This window comes from Paenarthrobacter sp. NEAU-H11, assembly GCF_050573415.1.
In the GTDB taxonomy this organism is placed as follows: Bacteria; Actinomycetota; Actinomycetes; order Actinomycetales; family Micrococcaceae; genus Arthrobacter.
In genome coordinates this window covers 58,156-78,564 of record NZ_JBNZGA010000022.1, presented here as the reverse complement: position 1 = coordinate 78,564, position 20,409 = coordinate 58,156, and the positions used below count along the sequence as shown (strand labels likewise).

Sequence of the window (20,409 nt, the reverse complement as noted above, 5' to 3'; positions counted from 1 at the left end):
GAGGCGCACCTGAAGGCTGATAACGCCTCGCTGGGTGAGCTGCTCGGGGACGTGACCCGCGACCTGTCCACGCTGATGCGCCAGGAAGTGGAACTCGCCAAGGCCGAACTCAAACAATCCGCGACCAAGGCCGGCAAGGGCTCGGGCATGCTCGCCGGCGCAGGCGTGGCCGGGCACTTCGTGCTCGTCTTCCTGTCCCTGGCCCTGATGTTCGCCCTCGGCGCCCTGATGCCCCTGGGCTGGGCCGCCCTGATCGTCGCCGTGGTCTGGGGCATCACCGCCGCGGTCCTGGCCTCGATCGGGCGCAAGGAACTCAAACAGATCAAGGGCCTGCCCCAGACCGGCGAGACCCTGTCCGAAATTCCCCCAACCCTAAAACCAGGTGAGGTAAACCGATGAGCGATAACCCGGACGCAATCCGTTCAGACATAGAAGCCACCCGCGCCCGCCTGGGCACCAACGTTGACGCGGTCGCCGACAAAGTCACCCCGTCCAACATCGTCCACCGCCAAACCGACAAAGTAAAAGACGCGGTCACCGGCGTGAAGGAGAAAATCATGGGCACAGCAGACTCAGCCACCAACACCGTCAACGACCGGATGCACTCCGGCGCCGGGCACACCAGCAACGCGATGCACTCCACCGGGGACACCCTGCACGGGGCCAGGGACAACGTGGCCTCCACGCTGTCCGACGCCGGCACCGCGATCTCCAACGCCCCGGACCAGGTCAAAGCCAAAACCCAGGGCAACCCCCTGGCCGCCGGCCTGATCGCGTTCGGCGCCGGGATGCTCATCTCCTCCCTGATCCCCGCCAGCGACAAGGAACGCGAGGCAGCCCAGCAGCTCAAGACCGCCGCCGAGCCCCTCGCCACCCAGGTCACCGACGCCGCCAAGGACATGGCCCAGGACCTCAAGGAACCCGCCCAGCAAGCCATGGAAAACGTCAAAGCCACCGCCACCGACGCCGCCCAAAACGTCAAAACCGAAGGCCAACACGCCGCCACCGACGTCAAAGACCGCGCCACCGACGCCGCGGGGAACGTCAAAAACACCTAGGCCCCACAACACCTAGGACGTGACAGCAAGGAAGGCCGGCTCCGCACGGAGCCGGCCCTTCCCTGCGTTTGTGCAGTACAGGCTAGCGCTTGCCCTTTTTCCGGGAGCCCTTGCCCCGGCCCTTGTCCGGGTTCGGGGCGTACCGCTGGGCAACCTTGGGCGCCTTCTTGGCTCCGGTTCCGCGCCGGTCCGGCTTGGGATCCTTCTTTACCTTCGTTGGCTGCGCCGAAGGCTGGCGGGAACTCTGCGCCGTCCGGCCGCGCACGATCCCGATGAATTCCTCGATCACTTCGTCCGTGGAATCCGCGGGCCACACCAAGGCGATTTCCGTGCCCGGGGCGCCTGTCAGCCGCCGCGCCACGGTGTCCTTGACGTTGAAATGCCGGGCAACGGACATCGGCAGGATCACCAGGCCGGCCCCTGAGGCCACCACCTGAAGGGCAGCTTCGGGCCCGCCCATTTCCGCCACGTCCAGGAAGGTTTCTTCGCCAAGGTCCGCGAGGGCCACCTCTTCAAAGACCGAAATTTCGTGGCCCTTGGGCGCCACCACCACCGGCTGCTCCTCATAGAGCGGAATGACGTTCAGGCCCTCGCGCTCCACGGGAAGCCGGACAAAGCTGAGCTCGGCGGAACCGTTGCGCAGCACTTCAACCTGCGCGCCGTCGTCGGACATAAAAGACTCCAGCGGGACATCCAGCACGCGCTCTTCCCAGCGGCGGATCCACTTCCCGGGCGTCACGCCGGCCACGTAGGCGAACCGGAGCACGCGGGGTGCCTCCTGCTCCGGAGATTCAGCGGGGGCAGGGCTTTGGGGGATGTTGTCGGAGGGCACGTCTTCACAGTACCGTCCGCCCGGATACCCTTGAAGCATGACCTCTGCAAACTCCCAGTCCATGAAGCCGGCCACCGTTGCCAAGAAACTTGGCATCTATCTGCCCGCAACACCGCAGGAGTTCCAGGATTCAACCATCACGCGTGCCGAGTTCGCCGAGCTCCAGGCCAACCCGCCGGAGTGGCTCGCCGAGCTGCGCCGCAACGGCCCGCATCCCCGCCCGGTGGTGGCGCAGAAGCTGAACGTTTCCATCAGCGGGCTGGCCCGTGGCGGCGTCGAGGAAGCGCTGACGACGGCGGAAATCACCGCGCTGCTCCAGGCTCCCCCGCAGTGGCTGGTCACCGAGCGCGCCACGCACGCCGCCGTCCGGGCCGAGGCCCAGCGCGTCAAGGAAGAAGCTTCCAAGAAGGAAGCCAAGAAGGCCCGCGCAAAGGCCGAATAACCGCCCAAAACCTAGGCTTGTCAGGGCAGGCCTGCCTCACGGCTACCCCGCCAGGTCGCGTCAGTCCTGGTGCAGCTGGACGAAGTTCCCGCAGCCGTCGTCAAACACAGCGCTGATCCCGGAGGGATCTTCCGTGGGGCCGCTCTTGAAGCTGACCCCGGCCGCGAGCAGGCGCTCGTACTCAGCCTGCACATCCGGGACGCCGAACACTATGGCGGGGAGCCCGGCGTCGTGCACTGCATTCATGTACGTGGCGCCGATGGGGTTGTCGCTGGGCTCCAGCAACAGCCCGACAGATCCGTTGCCGGCGCCCGGGTCCTTGATGATGTACAGGTTGTACTCCGGCATGGCCATCAGGGTCTCAAAGCCCAGGGTCCCTGTGTAGAAGGCGTGGGCGGCGGCCGGGTCCTTGACGTGGATGCTGCACATTTTGATTCTCATGGTCCCACGGTACGGTGCCTTGCCCCGGGCAGAAAGGGACTTCCGGGCGTGCCCTGAACCCGGGGTTCCGGCCATTGACCGGGCGGCCGGAAAACGTTGCAATGGAAGAACCACCCGGGTTTGTTTGTCCGGGCCTTCAATGCCGGAGGTGCAAGGTGTCAGACATGGCGGAAGCCGCAGTGCAGGGCGTGCTGCAGGGGACAGGTGCGGTGGTTTTGTGCGGCCTGGTGCTGGTGGCCAGCGTGGCGGCCACGGTCTTTGTCATCCGGCGCCGTTCCCTCCTCGCGCGGGAGGACAATGCGGAACGGTCGGACCAGCTCTTCTGGGATCTGTTCCTGGGCGCATGCGTGGCTGTTCCCGCCTTGCTGATCCCGGCGTTCATATCCCCTTGGGCAGGACTGTTCCTTGGCGGTGCTGGTGTGGCTGCCGGAGTGGCTGCGTACCGGAGCAGCCCGCGGTACTTCGCGTGGCGCAGCGGCCGCCGGGAATCCCTGCAGCAGGTGGCCGCGCACCGGGAAGCGCAGGCGCGCCACGACGAACTGATCGCGCGGTGGCGCCGGTACGAGCTGGATCCGGCCTGCCTGATCGATTACCCGGCACTGACCGATGTCCGGACACCGGAAACCTCCGCCCTCATCAAGGCAATGCGGCAGGCTGAGGCGCTGCGCATGGCCCCCCAACAGGGGTATCCCGACGCCGTCACCAGCCTCGGTGCCACCCTCGCCGCCGCCGAGAGGGCAGCAGGCATCCCCGCCGAGCAGGCTTAGGGCCGGACGTTACCCGTTGTGTCGCTTCCATGGAACGGAGCGCGCAGCGGCGATAGCATCCGAAGATGGATCCTCAGGAATTGCCAACCCGTGACCAGTTCGGCCGGCTGCTGGAAGACCGCGGGGTCTGGCGGCAGGCCACGACGCTTGCGGCCGCCGGCGAGCTGACCGCCCGGTGGCTGGAAGGGGCAAGCCAGTACCAGCCGGGCACGTTCGCGCCCGGCTTCGACGATGAAACCCGGCCGCTTGCTGCTGCCCTCGCCGAGCTGAACCGAAACGGGATTTTCACGAAGGAGTCCCAGCCCGGCATCAGGACCGAATCGGCTGCGCAGCGGCAGTACGTAACAGGATTCTGCTCCGCCGCCGCGGCCACTGCGCTGCTGGCCCTGTCCACCCGCACGGAACTGGTGACGGTGGCCCATGCTCCCGGTGAGGCCAGCAGCGCAGCAATACCTGTGACCCTGACCGGGACAGAAGTGACCACGGTCCTCGGGTCAAGCGAAAATCCGGTGGAGGAGGAGCAGGTCCAGGACTGGGCGGACGAAACCAACGATGCCCTGGCCCTGCTGCTGTCCGACTCCTGGTACGTGGAGGTCTTCGATCCCGCCTGGGGACGGAATGATCTCCTGCTGCCGGAGGTTCTCGCAGCGCTGCAAAGGGTGGAGCTGGACTAAAGCTCCACCCTGCCGCTCTCGCCGACGCTCATCCGGCTGTTGGTGACCTTGGACTTGGCCCACTGGAGCACCGTGGCGGCCGTTCCGCCAGGGCTGGTCCAGTATTCGGCTGAGTCGGAGTCGATCCGGAGCAGGCACACCTCGGGGGTGTCCGGTCCGTCGGGGAACCACGCTTCGACAGCCTGGTTCCACATTTCACGGATCTTTGCCCGGTCCGTCACCACCTCTGCGGTCCCCGCGACGGAAACCCACTCGGTGTTCTTGCCAAAGGAAACGTTAACGCGCGGGTCAGCCCGGACATGCGCAACCTGTGAGGTGCCGAGGCCCGTGAAGAACCACATGTCGCCGTCGTCCTTAACATCCTGGACGGCGAGCGGCCGGCTGACGAGTGCGCCTTCCTCGTTGATGGTAGTCAACATCCCGATGTGGGAGTGGTTGATGATGTCCGTAACCTTGCTGATGCTCCCGGTGTCGGTCATGTCTCACCTCATTCGTCTGCGTGCGGGGACGCTCCCCACCGCCAGCCTATTGGTAAGCATGCTTACATTCCAGCCGGGCCGGTCCCGCTTTAGGCCGGAACGGGCAACTTCGCTGCTTCGCGGATGCTGGCAGCGGTGCGGAGCCCCATCCGGATTGCGCCGTCCACGTGCTGGTAGCCTTCCGCGGCGAGGTCGGAGGAGGACCAGTAGATGGGTCCGACCGGCACGTGCTGGTCCTTGCCGTAGCGGTGAAGCCCGCCGAGGTCGTAGCTGGAGGCATAGGCGCCGCGGGTCCATTCCTCCGAGCCCCAGTCGGACTCGTAGTAGACCTCGGGCTCAAGCGCTTCAGCGCCGAGGAAGCCGGCGATCGACTCCAGGATGGCACGCTGGCGTTCGTCGGCACCCAACTCGAAGACGGCGTCGGCCTTTTCATCGGAGACGAAGCCCACCAGGGTGCCCCTGGTATCGCCGAAGTTGGTGTTGTCGTAAACCTCCTGGACTAGGGACCCGGCGCCGAAGCAGGTGCCGGAGAGGCCGGAGTTCCGCCAGAACGGGCGGCTGTAGACGGCATGGACCTTGATGACCAGGCCCAGGGACTGGTGCTGGTGCATCTGGTGCTGGCGGCGCGGCAGCGGCGGGTTGAAGGAGACCCGCGAGTAGAGGTTGGGCGGCACCGCCATGATCACGAACCGGGCGTTGACGGTGGCACGGTCCGATTCGACGGTGACGCGGTGGCCGCCGTCGGCGTCCGGCTCCCAGTTGATGGTACGCACCGGAGAGTTAAGGACGACGTCGTCCCCCAGCTCCTGCGCCAGCAGCAGCGAGACCTGCTGCATGCCGCCCACAACACGCCGGTCCAGGATGAAGTCCTCGTCCGTGAGGTGGGTGAAGGACCCCGCGGAGGCGGCCATCAGCACAGCCTGCAGGGCGGAGAAGGCGTGGGCCGGCTTGGTGAGCATGCCGCCGGCGATGAAGAGGCCGATGTTGCTGCAGGCCTCTTCATTCGCGGAGTGCCGGCGCAGCCAGTGGTGGAAGGAGACGGTGTCCAGTTCCCGGGCCTTGGGGTGGGCCCAGGGCTCGGTGGGGCCGATCTCGGCGGCGAGGCCATCCAGCAGGCCGATGAGCTTGTTCATTTCGACTTCGGTGTCCGGGTCCACGGGGAAGGTGTCGCCGGCGTAGCGGACCGGGATGCCATCCTTGCCGATGTACATGGAATCGCCCTCCCGGTAGCGCGGGTAGGTCCGGAGGCCGAGTTCCTGGAGGAGGTCCAGGAGCACGGTTTGGTCCGGGGAAACCCACTGGCCGCCGATTTCGAGCATGGCCCCGTCCACGGTGTCGGTCCAGGTGCGGCCGCCTACGCGGTCGCGGGCCTCCAGCACGGCGACGCTGAGGCCGGCCTTCTTCAGTTCGCGGGCTGCGGTGAGTCCCGAGGGCCCGGCTCCGACGACCACGACGTCGCGGTTCAGGTTCAGCATGATGTCCTCTCTTGGGTTCCTTTGCCGGGAACCAGTAAATGAATGACGTTCATTTATGAGAACTATAGCTGTTTGGCTCCGGGACCGGAAGTGCCGGATGGAATAATGCTGGAGACCACCGACGAAAGGCCAGTGATGCCGGCAGGACCAGCTGTACAGGGACGCTCCGTGGGGAATTCCGGGACCCCCGCTGGAAATGCGGGGGCCAGGAGGCGGGCGGGACGGCCGTCCGCCGCACTGCTGGACAAGGCGGGGATCACGGCGGCGGCGCTGGAACTCATCAACCGCAAGGGCTACGACGGCCTCACCATGGCGGGCCTGGCCAAGGAACTGGACGTGGCGCCGTCGGCCCTTTACAACCATGTGGCCTCGAAAAGGGACGTCCTGCTCCTGGTGGAGGACCATTTGACCTCACTGGTGGATGTGTCCGATTTTGGCTCGGCTCCCTGGGAAGAGGCGGTACGAAGCTGGGCGTGGAGCTACCGGAATGTCTTCGCCCGGCATACGCCGCTCATTCCGGTCATTGCCGTGCTTCCGGTGACGGACGCGCCGCAGACGCTGGCGATGTACGAGACCGTGAGCAAGGGATTTCTCGACGCCGGATTCCCGCAGGATCGGGTGGTGTCCTCGATCGTGGCACTGGAGTCCTTTATCTTCGGCTCCGCATACGACGTCACGGCACCGGCGGATATTTTCGATTCGGGCACGATGGCCGGCTCGACGCCTCATTTCACCGCCGCCGTGCGGAGCGCCGCGAATGGCGACGGGTCCCCCGCGGATGCGGCCTTCAGCCTGGGGTTGGAGGCGCTGATTTCGGGGCTGGGTGCGCTGCGGGGGTAGGAGCTGCGGTGACGCTGAGCCGTCAGCTAGGAAAGACTCCGGCCGCATCCGCTCGATGTAGAGCTCCTGTCCGATCTTGTCCTGGTCCGCCAGTGGCCGCACCGCTCTCTCGAACAGATGGAGACCGGCGGTCCAGTCATCCCAAAGCCCGTCGCTCATGACGAGGTCCGTTCTCGATCTCAGCGCCCGGACGGCAGCGGCTATCAAGACCGCTGTAACTACCTCGTCCTAAGGCCGGTTCCAAGTCTTACTAGACCCAGTCATCCTTGGATATCCGAGCTTCCTGGCGCTCCGCAGATGGAATGTTTCGAATGCTTTGCCGGCAGCCTTGAGGCCGTTCAACCGGATAGCCTAATGCTCAGGGATGATGGAAAGTCCTTGGCCGTTCGGGCCGCAGATGGTTACGGCCTGATGCTGCCACGATCATGCGCGCATCAGCGATTACCTCGGCAGTCGCCCTCAGGCCAGGAAAGTAGTAGCGGGTATAGCCCATGGCGCTCCCTGTTCACGTCATACTGCACAAACGGCCTGGCGAATGCTCCACCCCAAGCGAGGCGCCGGCCATCTCACTTCGGGATGGCTCCAATAGGGTTCTCGGAACACCTTCCATTTTGAATGCCGATAACCGACGTTATGTCAAGCCGAAGGCTGCGTATTGCATCAGATGCATCATGTGCAGACCCTTCATGGCTTACCAGCCCGCTTCCGGGACCATGTGACAGTTGAGCCCGGTGACGCCGCCTCTCTTAGGATCAGAGTATGGACCCCAGACGACCACGGCGCTTCTTACCGGCGGATTCACAATTGGCGGCGGCCTTGCTGTTGCCATCGTGTCGGCCCTGCTGGCTCGTTCGAGCGAGATGCGCAAGGTCAGGTTGAGGACAGCCGTCGTTGGCTTTTGGATCGGCGCGCGGTCTATGCGAAATATCTGGCGTTAGCCGAAGTCATGCTTCGCGAGATTGATGGAGTAGCTACTTTCTTGTCCTATGACGGAGACTCAGAGATTTCCGATGAAGACGACGACATCATCTCTGAAGGGCTCACGGAATACTTCATAACGTGGAATGACTCACTTCAGCCACTGCTCGGCGAGATTCAGTTGCTGGCAACCAATCATGTTGCTGATCTCGCAGATCGGGTATCGGGCGCCATGATGGAGATAACCTGGCGAGTCGAGAAGCGGCATGCGTTCACTTCCTACTATCCAGCCTGGTTCCAAGCCCAAGATCTGCTTCACGTTCTTCGTGATGCCATGCGTGCAGAACTTGGCCTCCCAGTCCTAAGCTCCCTCACAGCAGGTCCTAGGGAAGACGACTGGCCCTGGCTGAACTCTCGCCCGTCTTATGAGTCGTACATCCAGCAGCACCTACACCGCAGTACTCGTCCTTCTGCCGAGTAGATTCGCGCTCTAATCGACACGAGCATGAACCGCAGCACGACCAGCGCCGGCTTCGACAGTGGGGCAAAGTCGGAAGCCTTGACGCACGTTCGCTTGGCCCTAACACTCAATGTCACGCATGAGAGTGGGAGGCAGCCATGGTGGGTCAGCGTATTGGGTACGTACGCGTGAGCACGCTGGACCAGAACGAGAAACGCCAGCTCGAAGGCCAGGCCCTGGACCGGGTCTTCACGGACAAGGCCTCCGGCAGGGACACCGCCCGGCCGGAGCTCACCGAACTGCTGCGGTTCGCCCGGGATGGCGACACTGTTGTGGTTCACAGCATGGACCGGCTCGCCAGGAACCTCAATGACCTGCGGGCCCTCGTCCACGGCCTCACCCGCAAAGGCGTGCGGGTGGAATTCATCAAAGAGAGCCTGGTCTTCACCGGCGAGGACTCCCCCATGGCCAACCTCATGCTGTCCATCATGGGCGCCTTCGCCGAATTCGAACGCTCCCTCATCAGGGAACGCCAGCGGGAAGGCATCGCCTTGGCCAAGCAGCGCGGCGCCTACAAAGGACGGAAAAAGACCCTCACACCGGACCGGGTAGCCGAACTCGTCCAACGCGCCGGCACCGGCGTTCCGAAAGCACTTCTTGCCCGTGATTACGGGATCAGCAGGGAGACCGTCTACCAGTACCTCCGCAATGTAAAGTTGGAGTGATCCGCTCCCCTGCCTGGTCGTCGATGTTCCCTGGACCGCACAGCCCTTAGCTTTACAGAATTTACATTATCGGCCCTTTGGGGTAGGTGGGGGAGAACCCTAAAGGGGCCCTTTTCCAGGCACCATCGGTAGTGTCTCTCCCAGCATTCGTACTCGGAGCAGCTTGGCCAGGGCCAGGTTCACGGCGGTGAGGTCCAGGACGGCCGGGTCGAAACGCTCATCGGAGCCGTCGCGTCGGCCGCCCATGCGGCGTGTACGGGGTGGCGAGGATGCGAAGGGTTGGCCAAGGCACCCACGATCTCTTCATAGCCGGGAAGTCCTCCTGGGTCTTCGAGCCTGCCGCGCCGGAGGACTGTCGTCGCCCGCAGGGCCGCGGGAAACCAGCGCGAGCCGGTGCAGCCGGCTGTCGCCGAAGTCGTGTTCTTAGAGCGCTCCGCTGGAGCCCAGCGCGAGCAGCTGTTCCAGGAAGCAATCCTCATCAGGCCGGAACACCCGACGGGACGGTTCAGCGCCAGGAACGCCCGGAATAGCAACCGAGGCGCGTCCGCAGGGACGGCCCGCCAGGAATGCGACAGCTAGTACTGAGGTGCGCCCAGGCGTCCCAGCCTTGCGTTGCGGGTGGCAACACTTAGGGCAAACCTGACGAGGTAGTCATTGAGCTGTATGGATGCCCGCTGGGCGGCTTCTGCGTCTCGAGCCAGGATTGCGCGCAGCAGCTGCAGGTGCATCCCCTTCCCTGCCCGCACTTCTTCAACGGCATCAACAACATGGGCCAGCCAGAACCGTCTGGACAGACCCTGCAGCGGGGTCATGGCATCACCCAGGTACTCGTTATGGGCTGCTTCACAAAGCATGCGGTGTGTCGCCCGGACGGCCCGGACGTAATCCTCGAGGTCGTGGATGTCTGCCAGCTCCTCGGCGAGTGCCTCAATGCCGGCGAGTTGGGCAGTGGTCGCCCTTTCACAGGCCAACGCCACCGCAAGAGCCTCCATGGCCCTGCGGACCTCGAGCCGCCGGAGTTGTTCATCCACCGAATTCGCCGGGATCTCGATCCCCCGACCCGGCCTGATGCGGACCAAGTGGTCCCGATCCAGACGCTGGAGAGCCTCACGCAGGGGCGTCCGCCCAAGCCCGACCTCCTCCACCAATCCCGCTTCCGTATGAAAGGTGCCCGGCTCCAGCCGTCCGGTTTCGATCATTTCGGCAAGCAATAAATACGCGTCGTCAGCCTTCGTCATCCCACTCCCCTTCCATTCCAGACTACACAATAGACGGCCGCATACTCTTGATATATTCCGCATATATGCTCTACGCTGAGGGTGTAGCAGTGATCCCCACCACATGGAGAATGTCGTGAAGTACAACCCGGCCACCGAGCCCAGCCCCTTGCCTTACTCCCCTTTCAAGAGCTGCACTGTCCCCCGTCCCATCGGCTGGCTCTCCAGCGTGAGCACGACCGGCGTGGAGAACATCGCGCCCTACAGCCAGTGGCAGAACTTGACCTTCGACCCGCCGATGGTGATGTTTTCAGCCAACCAATACCCGGACGGGCGCCGGAAAGACACAGTCATCAACGCTGAGAACACCGGCTGGTTCGTCTGGAACATGGCGACCTACCCGCTGCGTGAAGCTGTGAACAAGTCCGCCATGGCCCTCGGTCCGGAGGAAAGTGAATTCGAACATCTGGGACTCACGCGCACCTACGCAGAGAACTTCCCGGTCCCGATGGTCCAGGAGAGCCCGGTTAAGTTCGAATGCAAGTACCACTCCACCCACCGCATCCCCGGAGCCTCCGCGGTCGGAACCGTCGATATCATCTTCGCCACTGTCGAAACGGTGCACATCGACGATGAAGTCATCACGGTTGACGGCAGGCTGGACATCAAAAAAATTGAGCCCATCGCCCGTCTGGGATACTTCGATTACACCGTGGTGCGCGAGACCTTTGAGATGCGCGTACCCGGAGCGGACCAGGACGCCCAAATGGGTCTGGAAGGACGGGCAGCATGACCAACCACAGCAGCTCCACCCGGGCGGCCGCGGAACCGCTGCCTGACACCACCGCAGCGGATAAGAGCAAAAGGTTCAGGGACCTCATCGCCGTCAACTTCGGCAACACCCTGGAATGGTACGACTGGACGATCTATTCGATCTTCGCCCCCTACTTCGCCGTCCAGTTCTTCCAGCCCGACAACCCCACCTCCGCGCTGCTGTCGACACTTGCCGTGTTCGCCGTCGGCTTCGTGACCCGGCCCCTGGGCGGGTTCCTCTTCGGCGCGTATGCCGACCGCGCCGGCCGCCGCAAGAGCCTGACCGTCGCCATGATGCTCACAGCCTTCGGCAGCATCGCCATCGCCATCGCACCAACCTACGGCTCCGTTGGGGTCCTGGCGTCCGTGCTCCTGCTCGTCGCCCGTCTTCTGCAAGGCCTGGCCCACGGCGGCGAAATGGGCACCTCCGTGACCTACCTGGTCGAACGCGCCCCCCAGGGGCGACGGGCACTTTTCGGCAGCACGTCCTGGGTCAGCGTCGTCCTCGGAACCATACTCGCCACCATCACCGGCCTGATCCTGAACTCCAGCCTCCCCTCGGACGACATGAAAACCTGGGGCTGGCGGATCGCCTTCGCCATTGGCGGCGTGCTCGGTCTTTACGCCCTTTACCTCCGCCGGCGGCTGACCGAGACCGACGCATTCGAGAAAGCCTCGCACTCCGACGGAAACCAGCCCGATGCCGAGTCACTCCTGCCCGGCCAATCAGGTTCGGCCGGGCAGGCAAAGCGCGGCCTGCTTCACTACTGGCGCTCAATCCTCATCGTCTTCGGCCTGTCAGCAGGCGGCTCAGTCATGTTCTACACCTGGCTGATCTACATGCCCACCTACGCACAAGTCCACTACAAACAGGATGCTTCCAGCGCACTGGTCGCCAGCCTCATCGCCCAGGTATTCTTCCTCGGGGCCGTCCTGGGCGCAGGGTGGCTCGGAGACCGCATCGGACGCAAACCCCTGGTCATCGCCTTCGGCGCAGCGTTCGTCCTGCTGACCATTCCGATCTACAACCTCGTCGACGGGACCTTCGGAACCCTGCTCCTGGCCATGCTGGCATCGCTGACAGCCATGGCCCTGCTCTTCGGAGTCAACGGCGCAGTCTGGGCAGAAGTATTCCCCACCAAAGTCCGCGCCGCCGGAGTCGCGGGCCCCCTCTCCTTCGCCACAGCCATATTCGGCGGAACCGCACCCTACGTAAACACAGCCCTCGGCCAGGCAGGCCACCAGGACTGGTTCCTCTTCTACCTCGTAGGAGTAGCCGCCATCACCCTGATCACCGGCCTACTCATGCGCGAAACCAAAAACAACAGCCTCGTCCGCGGGGCCCGACACAGTCCTCAAACCGGCCTTACCAGAAAGCGCTGGGGACGTGCAGACGTCCCCAGCGCTCTCCACAACTCTCCGCCTGTGAAGACACCAAACTCGGGCGCGGCGGAGTTTGCAGGTCCAACGCCTCCTCGAGGTCCACCTTCTCGATCTCCAATTTCGGACGCTTCCGCAGAGGCAAATCAATCTCCCTAAACGCTGCGACCGTCATCACTCTTGGTTCCGCTACCACCAACAAGTCAAACAATCAGGTGAACCACAATGAAGCAGCGAACTGATCCCCTGCCTGAGCGCATGTGTGCCTCTTCCCGTGGCAGCCGTTGGCAGGAGGCACCTCCCATGACACAGGACCTTGTACCAACCAGCTATGACGGTGCCCTGTTCCCCGACATGGAGGAATAACTTCCCGCACCGGGTGGACGGCCATTTGGGTTGGCACTCCCGCACTTTCCCTGAGTCCCTGACATCACACCCGGTGAAGGCGGTTCAGTCCCCCGCGTCCAAAAACAAAAGTCACAAGTCAGTTCACTTTATTTCCTTAAGGAGCCATCATGGCACCCGCCGATTTCACCACCGGTGCCCGCCCGGTCAAAGCTGCCCGCGGCACCGTGCTCACGGCCAAGTCCTGGCAGACGGAGGCCCCGCTGCGCATGCTGATGAACAACCTGGACCCCGAGGTGGCCGAACGCCCCGATGACCTGGTGGTCTACGGCGGCACCGGCCGGGCCGTCCGGTCCTGGGCAGCGTTCGATGCCATCACCCGCACCCTGGAAACCATGGAAAAGGACGAGACCCTCCTGGTCCAGTCCGGCAAGCCGGTGGGTGTCTTCCGCACCAACGAGTGGGCCCCGCGCGTCCTGCTGGCCAACTCCAACCTGGTGGGGGACTGGGCCACTTGGCCCGAGTTCCGCCGGCTCGAGGCCGAGGGCCTGATGATGTACGGCCAGATGACCGCCGGGTCCTGGATCTACATCGGCACCCAGGGCATCCTGCAGGGCACGTTCGAGACCTTCGCCGCGATCGCCCGGAAACTCGCCGGGGATGAGAACGGCACCCTTGCCGGGACCCTGACCTTGACCGGCGGCTGCGGCGGCATGGGCGGCGCCCAGCCGCTCGCCGTCACCCTGAACGAGGGCGCGTGCCTGATTGTCGACGTCGATGAGACCCGCCTGCGCCGCCGCGCCGGCAAGCGCTACCTCGACGAGGTGGAAACAGACCTCGACGCCGCCATCGCCAAGGTCCTGGCGGCCAAGGAAGAGCGCCGCGGCTGGTCGGTGGGCTACGTGGGCAATGCCGCCACCGTTTTCCCCGAGATCCTGCGCCGCCATAACGCGGGCGAACTCACCGTGGACATCGTCACCGACCAGACCTCCGCCCACGATCCGCTCTCCTACCTGCCCGAGGACATCACCATTGAGGAATGGCACCGCGAAGCTCAGGCCGATCCGGAGGGGTTCACCAAGAAAGCCCAGGCCTCGATGGCCAAGCACGTCCAGGCCATGGTGGAATTCCAGGACGCAGGCGCCGAGGTCTTCGACTACGGCAACTCCATCCGCGACGAAGCCCGCAAGGGCGGGTACACCCGCGCCTTCGAATTCCCCGGCTTCGTCCCGGCCTACATCCGCCCGCTGTTCTGCGAGGGCCTCGGCCCGTTCCGCTGGGTTGCCCTGTCCGGCGACCCCGAGGACATCCGCGTCACGGACGAGGCCATCAAGGAACTGTTCCCGGAGAACAAGCACCTGCACCGCTGGATCGACGCCGCCGCGGAGCGCGTAGAGTTTGAGGGCCTGCCGGCCTGGATCTGCTGGCTCGGCTACGGCGACCGCGCCAAGGCCGGCCTGCTGTTCAACCAGCTCGTGAAGGACGGCAAGGTCAAGGCACCCATCGTGATCGGCCGCGACCACCTGGACTCCGGCTCCGTCGCTTCCCCGTACCGTGAAACCGAGTCCATGGCGGACGGCTCGGACGCGATCGCTGACTGGCCGCTGCTCAACGCCCTGCTCAACACCGCTTCCGGCGCCACCTGGGTCTCAATCCACCACGGCGGAGGTGTAGGCATCGGCCGCTCCATCCACGCCGGCCAGGTCTCCGTCGCCGACGGCACCGACCTCGCCGCCCAGAAGCTCGAACGCCTCCTCACCAACGACCCCGGCATGGGCGTCATCCGCCACGCCGACGCCGGCTACGACCGCGCCCTCAAAGTCGCCAATGAACGCGGCGTCCGCATCCCCATGAATGAAAGCAGGTAAGGGATGAAGGACCGGGATTTTCCGGGCTCGCCTTACGAAGCCTTGTTTGCATCATCGGGAACAGATGAGAAAGCAACCCCGAGCAATCCGGGAAGGCGGACAGGATGGTACCGAGCGCCCGCCAAGGAGCAACAATTGAACGGTCGGAGTCAGACCATGATGCGGTATCGAGGCCAGGGTGAAGAAACGCATTCTTTACGAGCAGAACCCGAAGTGAACTTTACTGAAGCCCCGGAGCGAGGACCGGGGAGCACTGCCCGATGGAGGGATGGCGGGCTCATGTCGGCCGGACAGCTGCCTGGCAAGGCATCGCGAAGGGCAGCGTCATGCAGACGGACAACAGCACATGTGTGAGTTGATGCTGGTCGCAAGCGAATCCAGGCACCCTCGGCCCAAGGACGGCCATTCTTTCCCAGGAGATTCCATTGGCAGCTTCTAGCCCACCAGTCATTCAGCGCGCTGGACGAAACCCGCAGCTTCCCCCGGGGGATAAACCCTGGCAAGCCCCCCGCATCGACAATCCCGAGACCGGATTCCGTCCTTCCGGCCGCCCCGCCTTATTGTGACGACGGCTGCCATTACTGCGAGGGACCGGAGACCGACTAGCCCCCAGTAGAAGCGCCCGACAACGGTGTGCTTAGCCTCTCAACAGAAAGAACCGCCATGAAATCCTACCGATGCGATGACTGGGGCCGCTTTGTGGGCGCTGAAGTCGAGATCCGCAGGCGCGGCCGGTTAGTGCGGGCCGGAGTCGTTGATGCCGTCGCCGCCGACGTCGCAATGCTGTGGCTGGCGGCGGACGGCGCAGAAAGCCGAAGGATCTTCGAAGCAGCAGAAGGATTCGAAGTGTGGGCTGATTCCCACGACCTGCCGGACAGGCGCCGTCCCGCGGCGATCAGCCAACAGGCGACAATGCCGGCGCCTGAGGCTGCGAGGACCAAATGTCCAAGCAGATGATGACGAGCAACAGCACAAGCCACTGCCGCCGGGTTGCCACGACATGACTTACACCTACAGGAGCAAAGCAGGTTCCGAGCAACGGGCGGTGCGCGACAGGCAGAAACTCCACCAAGGACTCATCATCCAGGGCCAAGGCCTAGTAGCCCGCATCTCCAGCAGACTTAACAGTTTGCGAGGCGAGCTGGACTCTGGAATTGCACAAGCGATTTGGGACGATGTGCCGGTGCACGTAGTCGCTTGCGCAGCAGGTGTAACCCCCGCCAAAGCAAGATCCCTCGCGTTGGCCTGGGAAGAACTCCCCCACTCCCGCGTCACGGCCAAAGCCCACGTTCAAAGCCTCAGCGCCGTTAGCCAGCAGGCCAACAAACTCGAGGCCGCACGAGGGGAATTACAAAAGCAACAGGAACAGCTCATCGTCAGAGCGCTTGAAACGGGACTGCTCGACCCAGCACAGCTGGCGGCGGCTTCAGGCCTCACCCTCGAACAGATCAGCATCCTGGCCCGCGCAACACGCCACAACAAGCCTCTCTCGCGACCCGCCCCGGGTCCTGAAAATTTGGCGCATGCGGTCCTCACACAGAACCTCATGGAAAACCTAGGAGACGAGAAGAACCAGTGACAACGACCTCAGCTTCTCCCGAGGCACCGCAACACAGCCCTTCCGCGTTGGATTCGACCGCGTCAGCAGATCCCCGTGCCAAAGCGGTGAGGGCCGGTGCAGGTGAGCTTCCCGCTTCTCAGCTGACCAAATCCGCAGGACACGTCATCGTCGATTCGCTCGTAGCCCATGGCGTCACGCGCGCTTACGTCGTTCCCGGTGAGCTTCCTCGACGTCCTCGACGGGCTCCACGATTCCCCCATAGACACAGTCGTGTGCAGGCATGAGGGCGGTGCCCCGGCATCACCAAACGCTACGCGGAGCTCTCCCCCACACCCAGGGTCGCCGAAAGCCCAGTCCATTTCGAATGCAAATACCTCTCCACGCACCGAATGACGGGAAACTCGAACGTCGGTACGATCGACATCGTCTTCGCCCAAGTCGAACGGATCCACATCAACGTCGAGGTCCTCACCCTCGACGGCCGACTCGACATCCAGAAAATCCAGCCCCTGGCCCGGATGGGGTACCACGACTACACGGAGACCTTCGAGATGAAGATCCCCCAGGCGTCCGACGACGAAGCTTACGGCCTCGCAAGCCAGCCCGCCTGACACCCCCCAAATCCCCCGTAGCCTCTGCTCGCCCCCCTGGGCAGGGGCTACGGGCCACCGGGCCAGGCTGAGGAAACTTCAGGGCGGGCAGGAAACGAAATAGAAGCAAATGCGACCGTATATGCCGGTCGACCCAACAGAGGAGGACGTGTGTCCCACAATTCGCCTTTATCGTTAGCCAGTGCTGCCGTTCCGATGATGGGCGGCGACCATTTACCGAGCCAGCCGCTTCCTCTCTCCCTTGAAGTCATCACTATTGAGGAGCCCTGGAGCAGGGACGAAAAGCTCAACCGTGCCGTGAACGCACTCATACCCGCTGCTTTGGAACGCAATCAGGGAATCCTTGTCATCCAACGCAATCACGGCAAGTACACCGTCCGCGTCGATCAAGAAGTGCCATGTGGCGTGACCCACGAATCCATCCAACCCGGCAAAGCTGAACCGCTGAACAAGATACGCACACGCCTTTCTGAATGAGCTACACCTCAACCTGACGTCCTTCCTTATGCTCACGCATGTCAGCTTTACGGAAGGCTCCTTATCGGCAGTCGAAAATAGTCGGGGTAGGCCCGAAGTGGACGTCCTTGGCCTGTCGATGATGGATGTGTCAGCCGACGGTGCGACAGCTGGCCAGTATTCTCGCTTTCATGGTTAGTAGGCCATGGGGACTATCTGGCCAAACGTTCCGTCTTCGTCGAGTCTTACGCCGTTGTATTTGAACGTGCGGAGCACTATGCGGCGGTCCTCGATCGTAAGGCCGTCAACGGACTGGAGGAGCTGCCGTTCAACCTGGAGCAGGTCCATCGGGTTGTTTAGCCAGACGACCATGTGGATGTTGTTGGCCCCGGTGACAGATGACATCAGGCGCAGGGCCGGTACCCGGTCGTGGAGCCCTTCACCCAGAGTCGGGACCCGGTCCGGCTGTATTGAGCCCCATAGGATGGCGCTGTAGCTGCGTCCTGATCCTCGTCGGGTGACGTCGCAGCGCACGGTGATGTATTTTCCGCCGACCAGGCGGGCCACGCGCCGTGCGGCTGCGACTGGGGATATGCCGGCGACTGCGGCGAGTTCGCGAAGACTGGCGCGGCCATCAACACCCAGTGCACGCATCAGCGCCTGGTTGGTGGTATCCATCCTTAATGCGGCTCCTTCGCCGGCATTAAATGCTTGCTTATGCAGTTGGGACAGGCTGCGCAGCTTCGCTGCCGGCAGTGCGTGGAAGTGCCACCGGCCGGCGTCGAGGATCTGGCTGGTGACGGAACGCACTGAGTAGTGCAGCACCCCGTCAAGGTTGCCGATGGTAGTGAGCAGGAAAGTGGAGAGGCTGTGCTCTGCCGCAGCGACCGTCAGCAAAAGATGTGCCGGGCCGGCGATGAACTGGATGGACATGAGCCGCTGATCCGGAATGAGTTTCTCGACCACGTCCAGAACGCGGTTGTTCTGGCAGGTCAGTTCGACGAACGCCACGTCCATTACGCGCAGAAGTTCCGGACCGGGTGTGATCGAGACACGGGCGAGCCCAGCATCGGTCAACCGCGCCCATCGTCGCGAAAGCGTAGTGGGGTGAACGCCCAGGACCTCGGCCAGGTCCTCCCATGGGGCACGCGGTGCCACCTGGAGGGCGTTGACCAACTCGATGTCCCGTTCCGCCAAGGGAGAACTATCCTTCACTATTTCTTCCATGGGACTATTTTCCTGCATTTTGGGACGCATTTTTTCATAGACCGTAGAGTTTTTCTTCGTCCATATGACCCACGCCACATCGGAGAACCAATGGCACCCCCATCTTCATTCAAGAAAGTCAGAAAAGCCGCGCTGACTGCCAGTTTCGGCTCACGGGCCGTCGGCGAGCACCAGAGGTTAGCGGCAGTGATGGACCGGGCCGGCAAGGTAGCCCTTTGCTTCCCGCCCGCCGGGGCAGCATCGTGATTACTATGCAGACTCCCACCGAGCCGCGCCGCAAACTAGGGGCCCGGATTATCGACGGTGTAGAACGCGCTGGAAACAAGCTGCCTGAGCCTTTCGCCTTGTTCCTCTACTTGCTGCTGGGAGTCGGCATCGTCTCAACGGTAGCGTCATGGTTCGGCGTAGCCACAGAGGTTCCCGGCAGCGGCAAGTTGACCCCTGTCAAGGGACTGTTCACCGGTGAGGGCATTGCCTGGCTGATGACCACAGCGGTCGATAACTTTATCTCCTTTCCCCCTCTCGGTGTCGTGGTCACCCTGCTGCTTGCCGTCGGCGTAGCCGAACGCACGGGCCTGCTGCTCACGCTCGTGAAGTCGACTCTGGGCCGGGCACCGCGTTGGGCCCTGCCGTACGTGATCGCGCTCGTGGCGTTGTGCGCACACATCATGTCTGACGCCTCGATCCTGGTAATTCCGCCGATCGCGGCGCTGGTGTTCAAGGCTGCAGGACGCAACCCGGTGGCCGGACTGCTGGGATCCTACGCGATCGGCATCGCAGCATTCAGCTGCACGCCTTTCGTCACTTCGACCGACGCCTTACTGGCTGGTATCTCGAACGCGGCGGCCGTACCAGTCGCCGGGATGGTCCTTCCCGTGACGGCGGTGTCCAACCTGGCTCTGAACGTGGTGCTATCGGTCGTTCTGACCGTGGCCGGCGGCCTTGTCATTGACAAGATCCTTGAGCCGCGTTTGAACCGGATGGGCGTCGGTACCGGCAAGGCGGCCGAGCACGAAAGTGATGCCGCGGCATCCGCAGCAGTCACCGCACAGGAACGCAGCGCCCTGCGCTGGGCCGGGCTGGCGCTGGTGCTCGTAGTCGCCGGCGTGCTGGCACTGACCCTGCCCGAAGGCTCCCCGCTGCGCAACGAGCAAGGCGGCTTCCTGCCGAAATCCCCTCTGCTGAGTTCAGTCATCTTCCTTGTGTTCACCGTCCTGATCGTTCCCTCAATCGTGTATGGGGCCCGGTTGCGCAAGATCACGGGCGTCCAATCCGTGGTTGAGATGATGGGTCAGTCCGTCAAAGACGCCGTTTCCTTCATCGTTGTGGCCTTCGTCATGGCTCAGTTCCTGGCCCTGTTTACCTGGAGCGGTCTGGCTTCCTGGGTCGCGGTCAACGGGGCCCGCACTCTGCAGAACGTCAACTTCACCGGCTTCGGTGCCGTGATCGCATTTATTGTGGTCGTCTCGTTGCTGAACCTGCTCATCGCGTCCGGTTCCTCGCTGTGGACCCTCATCGCCGCTGTATTCATTCCGATGTTCGCCCTGATCGGCTACGAAGCCGGATTTATCCAAGCCGCCTTCCGCGTCGGCGACTCCGCCACCCAGGCCCTCACGCCACTAAACCCCTACCTCGTCATCATCCTCGCCTTCCTCCGAAAATATGAGCCCGACGCCGGCATCGGTTCGATCATCGCCCGGATGCTCCCCTTCACCATCGTGTTCTGGATCCTCTGGGTACTCGTGCTCAGCGCATTCTTCTTCACCGGCACCGGAACGGGGCCGGGCATGGGGGTCCTGGTCCGCTGATCCTCAGAAACG

General features: G+C 63.5%; 23 protein-coding genes and 1 pseudogene. 17 read left to right on the top strand and 7 right to left on the bottom strand.

Going from position 1 to position 20,409, the window contains the following annotated elements; translation table 11 throughout:
• Both ACQ3DC_RS19945 and ACQ3DC_RS19940 read left to right on the top strand, forming a co-directional pair.
• The coding region (locus ACQ3DC_RS19945) for a phage holin family protein (protein WP_430753032.1) at positions 1-399 on the top strand (399 nt) is incomplete at its 5' end.
• Complete coding sequence (locus ACQ3DC_RS19940) at positions 396-1,058, top strand: DUF3618 domain-containing protein (RefSeq protein ID WP_430753031.1); 663 nt, start codon at positions 396-398, stop codon at positions 1,056-1,058. The genes ACQ3DC_RS19945 and ACQ3DC_RS19940, both read left to right, overlap by 4 nt.
• Positions 1,059-1,140: 82 nt before the next feature.
• Here ACQ3DC_RS19940 and ACQ3DC_RS19935 read toward each other — a convergent pair whose 3' ends face one another.
• Positions 1,141-1,965 carry a LysR family transcriptional regulator substrate-binding protein gene (locus ACQ3DC_RS19935; protein ID WP_321214929.1) on the bottom strand — a complete coding sequence of 275 codons (825 nt, stop codon included), beginning with the start codon at positions 1,963-1,965 and terminating at the stop codon, positions 1,141-1,143.
• Between ACQ3DC_RS19935 and ACQ3DC_RS19930 the strand changes: the two genes are divergently transcribed.
• On the top strand, positions 1,928-2,332 hold the full coding sequence (locus ACQ3DC_RS19930; protein ID WP_157240034.1) for a DUF5997 family protein: 405 nt from the start codon (positions 1,928-1,930) through the stop codon (positions 2,330-2,332). The two genes, ACQ3DC_RS19935 and ACQ3DC_RS19930, sit on opposite strands and share 38 nt — an antisense overlap.
• Before the next feature lie 60 nt (positions 2,333-2,392).
• Here ACQ3DC_RS19930 and ACQ3DC_RS19925 read toward each other — a convergent pair whose 3' ends face one another.
• Positions 2,393-2,773: a VOC family protein gene (locus ACQ3DC_RS19925; protein ID WP_421094183.1), complete on the bottom strand. Its 381-nt coding sequence runs from the start codon at positions 2,771-2,773 to the stop codon at positions 2,393-2,395.
• 164 nt (positions 2,774-2,937) lie between these two features.
• Between ACQ3DC_RS19925 and ACQ3DC_RS19920 the strand changes: the two genes are divergently transcribed.
• Positions 2,938-3,540, top strand: coding sequence for a hypothetical protein (locus tag ACQ3DC_RS19920; protein ID WP_321214926.1), 603 nt, complete (start codon positions 2,938-2,940; stop codon positions 3,538-3,540).
• Between the two features lie 65 nt (positions 3,541-3,605).
• Entirely contained in the window at positions 3,606-4,214 is a 609-nt protein-coding gene (locus tag ACQ3DC_RS19915; RefSeq protein ID WP_321214925.1) for a DUF6919 domain-containing protein, read from the top strand.
• On the opposite strand, the gene ACQ3DC_RS19910 is transcribed toward ACQ3DC_RS19915, so the two are convergent.
• Together ACQ3DC_RS19910 and ACQ3DC_RS19905 are read right to left on the bottom strand one after the other, a co-directional pair.
• Positions 4,211-4,693 carry a pyridoxamine 5'-phosphate oxidase family protein gene (locus ACQ3DC_RS19910; protein WP_321214924.1) on the bottom strand — a complete coding sequence of 161 codons (483 nt, stop codon included), beginning with the start codon at positions 4,691-4,693 and terminating at the stop codon, positions 4,211-4,213. The two genes, ACQ3DC_RS19915 and ACQ3DC_RS19910, sit on opposite strands and share 4 nt — an antisense overlap.
• Before the next feature lie 89 nt (positions 4,694-4,782).
• Complete coding sequence (locus ACQ3DC_RS19905; protein WP_157240043.1) at positions 4,783-6,168, bottom strand: flavin monoamine oxidase family protein; 1,386 nt, start codon at positions 6,166-6,168, stop codon at positions 4,783-4,785.
• A gap of 135 nt (positions 6,169-6,303) precedes the next feature.
• Between ACQ3DC_RS19905 and ACQ3DC_RS19900 the strand changes: the two genes are divergently transcribed.
• The 3 genes from ACQ3DC_RS19900 (at position 6,304) to ACQ3DC_RS19890 (ending at position 9,111) form a co-directional block, all read left to right on the top strand.
• Positions 6,304-7,008, top strand: a complete 705-nt coding sequence (locus ACQ3DC_RS19900) for a TetR/AcrR family transcriptional regulator (protein WP_430753034.1) — start codon at positions 6,304-6,306, stop codon at positions 7,006-7,008.
• Between the two features lie 655 nt (positions 7,009-7,663).
• On the top strand, positions 7,664-8,407 hold the full coding sequence (locus ACQ3DC_RS19895; protein ID WP_430753030.1) for a hypothetical protein: 744 nt from the start codon (positions 7,664-7,666) through the stop codon (positions 8,405-8,407).
• Between the two features lie 137 nt (positions 8,408-8,544).
• Positions 8,545-9,111: a recombinase family protein gene (locus tag ACQ3DC_RS19890; protein WP_430753029.1), complete on the top strand. Its 567-nt coding sequence runs from the start codon at positions 8,545-8,547 to the stop codon at positions 9,109-9,111.
• 99 nt (positions 9,112-9,210) lie between these two features.
• Here ACQ3DC_RS19890 and ACQ3DC_RS19885 read toward each other — a convergent pair whose 3' ends face one another.
• Together ACQ3DC_RS19885 and ACQ3DC_RS19880 are read right to left on the bottom strand one after the other, a co-directional pair.
• Positions 9,211-9,357, bottom strand: a complete 147-nt coding sequence (locus tag ACQ3DC_RS19885) for a hypothetical protein (protein WP_157240055.1) — start codon at positions 9,355-9,357, stop codon at positions 9,211-9,213.
• 329 nt (positions 9,358-9,686) lie between these two features.
• The gene (locus ACQ3DC_RS19880; RefSeq protein WP_157240056.1) at positions 9,687-10,349 is read right to left on the bottom strand and encodes a GntR family transcriptional regulator; all 663 of its coding nucleotides are present in this window, start codon (positions 10,347-10,349) and stop codon (positions 9,687-9,689) included.
• Positions 10,350-10,464: 115 nt separating this feature from the next.
• Between ACQ3DC_RS19880 and ACQ3DC_RS19875 the strand changes: the two genes are divergently transcribed.
• The 8 genes and pseudogenes from ACQ3DC_RS19875 (at position 10,465) to ACQ3DC_RS19840 (ending at position 17,383) form a co-directional block, all read left to right on the top strand.
• Complete coding sequence (locus tag ACQ3DC_RS19875) at positions 10,465-11,121, top strand: flavin reductase family protein (RefSeq protein ID WP_370460503.1); 657 nt, start codon at positions 10,465-10,467, stop codon at positions 11,119-11,121.
• On the top strand, positions 11,118-12,680 hold the full coding sequence (locus ACQ3DC_RS19870) for an MFS transporter (RefSeq protein WP_430753028.1): 1,563 nt from the start codon (positions 11,118-11,120) through the stop codon (positions 12,678-12,680). The genes ACQ3DC_RS19875 and ACQ3DC_RS19870 overlap by 4 nt, the downstream gene beginning before the upstream one ends.
• A 356-nt stretch (positions 12,681-13,036) precedes the next feature.
• Positions 13,037-14,734: a urocanate hydratase gene (locus ACQ3DC_RS19865; RefSeq protein WP_430753027.1), complete on the top strand. Its 1,698-nt coding sequence runs from the start codon at positions 13,037-13,039 to the stop codon at positions 14,732-14,734.
• 663 nt (positions 14,735-15,397) lie between these two features.
• Entirely contained in the window at positions 15,398-15,691 is a 294-nt protein-coding gene (locus ACQ3DC_RS19860; protein ID WP_157240063.1) for a hypothetical protein, read from the top strand.
• A gap of 43 nt (positions 15,692-15,734) precedes the next feature.
• Positions 15,735-16,313: a hypothetical protein gene (locus ACQ3DC_RS19855; protein WP_157240065.1), complete on the top strand. Its 579-nt coding sequence runs from the start codon at positions 15,735-15,737 to the stop codon at positions 16,311-16,313.
• Positions 16,314-16,399: 86 nt separating this feature from the next.
• A pseudogene (locus ACQ3DC_RS19850) lies at positions 16,400-16,634 on the top strand (thiamine pyrophosphate-binding protein); the annotation flags it as partial.
• A gap of 50 nt (positions 16,635-16,684) precedes the next feature.
• On the top strand, positions 16,685-16,906 hold the full coding sequence (locus tag ACQ3DC_RS19845; RefSeq protein ID WP_197432435.1) for a hypothetical protein: 222 nt from the start codon (positions 16,685-16,687) through the stop codon (positions 16,904-16,906).
• Positions 16,907-17,056: 150 nt separating this feature from the next.
• The gene (locus ACQ3DC_RS19840; protein WP_157240067.1) at positions 17,057-17,383 is read left to right on the top strand and encodes a hypothetical protein; all 327 of its coding nucleotides are present in this window, start codon (positions 17,057-17,059) and stop codon (positions 17,381-17,383) included.
• Between the two features lie 174 nt (positions 17,384-17,557).
• Here ACQ3DC_RS19840 and ACQ3DC_RS19835 read toward each other — a convergent pair whose 3' ends face one another.
• On the bottom strand, positions 17,558-18,589 hold the full coding sequence (locus ACQ3DC_RS19835; protein ID WP_430753026.1) for an Lrp/AsnC family transcriptional regulator: 1,032 nt from the start codon (positions 18,587-18,589) through the stop codon (positions 17,558-17,560).
• A 251-nt stretch (positions 18,590-18,840) separates the two neighbouring features.
• On the opposite strand from ACQ3DC_RS19835, the gene ACQ3DC_RS19830 reads away from it, so the two are divergent.
• Positions 18,841-20,397 carry an AbgT family transporter gene (locus ACQ3DC_RS19830; protein ID WP_430753025.1) on the top strand — a complete coding sequence of 519 codons (1,557 nt, stop codon included), beginning with the start codon at positions 18,841-18,843 and terminating at the stop codon, positions 20,395-20,397.
• Positions 20,398-20,409 lie beyond the last annotated feature (12 nt).

Coding starts and splice junctions, on each gene's coding strand:
- ACQ3DC_RS19940 (WP_430753031.1), top strand. CDS start 396: ATGAGCGATAACCCGGACGCAATCCGTTCAGACATAGAAGCCACCCGC.
- ACQ3DC_RS19930 (WP_157240034.1), top strand. CDS start 1,928: ATGACCTCTGCAAACTCCCAGTCCATGAAGCCGGCCACCGTTGCCAAG.
- ACQ3DC_RS19925 (WP_421094183.1), bottom strand. CDS start 2,773: ATGAGAATCAAAATGTGCAGCATCCACGTCAAGGACCCGGCCGCCGCC.
- ACQ3DC_RS19920 (WP_321214926.1), top strand. CDS start 2,938: ATGGCGGAAGCCGCAGTGCAGGGCGTGCTGCAGGGGACAGGTGCGGTG.
- ACQ3DC_RS19915 (WP_321214925.1), top strand. CDS start 3,606: ATGGATCCTCAGGAATTGCCAACCCGTGACCAGTTCGGCCGGCTGCTG.
- ACQ3DC_RS19910 (WP_321214924.1), bottom strand. CDS start 4,693: ATGACCGACACCGGGAGCATCAGCAAGGTTACGGACATCATCAACCAC.
- ACQ3DC_RS19905 (WP_157240043.1), bottom strand. CDS start 6,168: ATGCTGAACCTGAACCGCGACGTCGTGGTCGTCGGAGCCGGGCCCTCG.
- ACQ3DC_RS19900 (WP_430753034.1), top strand. CDS start 6,304: ATGCCGGCAGGACCAGCTGTACAGGGACGCTCCGTGGGGAATTCCGGG.
- ACQ3DC_RS19890 (WP_430753029.1), top strand. CDS start 8,545: ATGGTGGGTCAGCGTATTGGGTACGTACGCGTGAGCACGCTGGACCAG.
- ACQ3DC_RS19885 (WP_157240055.1), bottom strand. CDS start 9,357: ATGGGCGGCCGACGCGACGGCTCCGATGAGCGTTTCGACCCGGCCGTC.
- ACQ3DC_RS19880 (WP_157240056.1), bottom strand. CDS start 10,349: ATGACGAAGGCTGACGACGCGTATTTATTGCTTGCCGAAATGATCGAA.
- ACQ3DC_RS19870 (WP_430753028.1), top strand. CDS start 11,118: ATGACCAACCACAGCAGCTCCACCCGGGCGGCCGCGGAACCGCTGCCT.
- ACQ3DC_RS19865 (WP_430753027.1), top strand. CDS start 13,037: ATGGCACCCGCCGATTTCACCACCGGTGCCCGCCCGGTCAAAGCTGCC.
- ACQ3DC_RS19860 (WP_157240063.1), top strand. CDS start 15,398: ATGAAATCCTACCGATGCGATGACTGGGGCCGCTTTGTGGGCGCTGAA.
- ACQ3DC_RS19855 (WP_157240065.1), top strand. CDS start 15,735: ATGACTTACACCTACAGGAGCAAAGCAGGTTCCGAGCAACGGGCGGTG.
- ACQ3DC_RS19845 (WP_197432435.1), top strand. CDS start 16,685: ATGACGGGAAACTCGAACGTCGGTACGATCGACATCGTCTTCGCCCAA.
- ACQ3DC_RS19835 (WP_430753026.1), bottom strand. CDS start 18,589: ATGGAAGAAATAGTGAAGGATAGTTCTCCCTTGGCGGAACGGGACATC.
- ACQ3DC_RS19830 (WP_430753025.1), top strand. CDS start 18,841: ATGCAGACTCCCACCGAGCCGCGCCGCAAACTAGGGGCCCGGATTATC.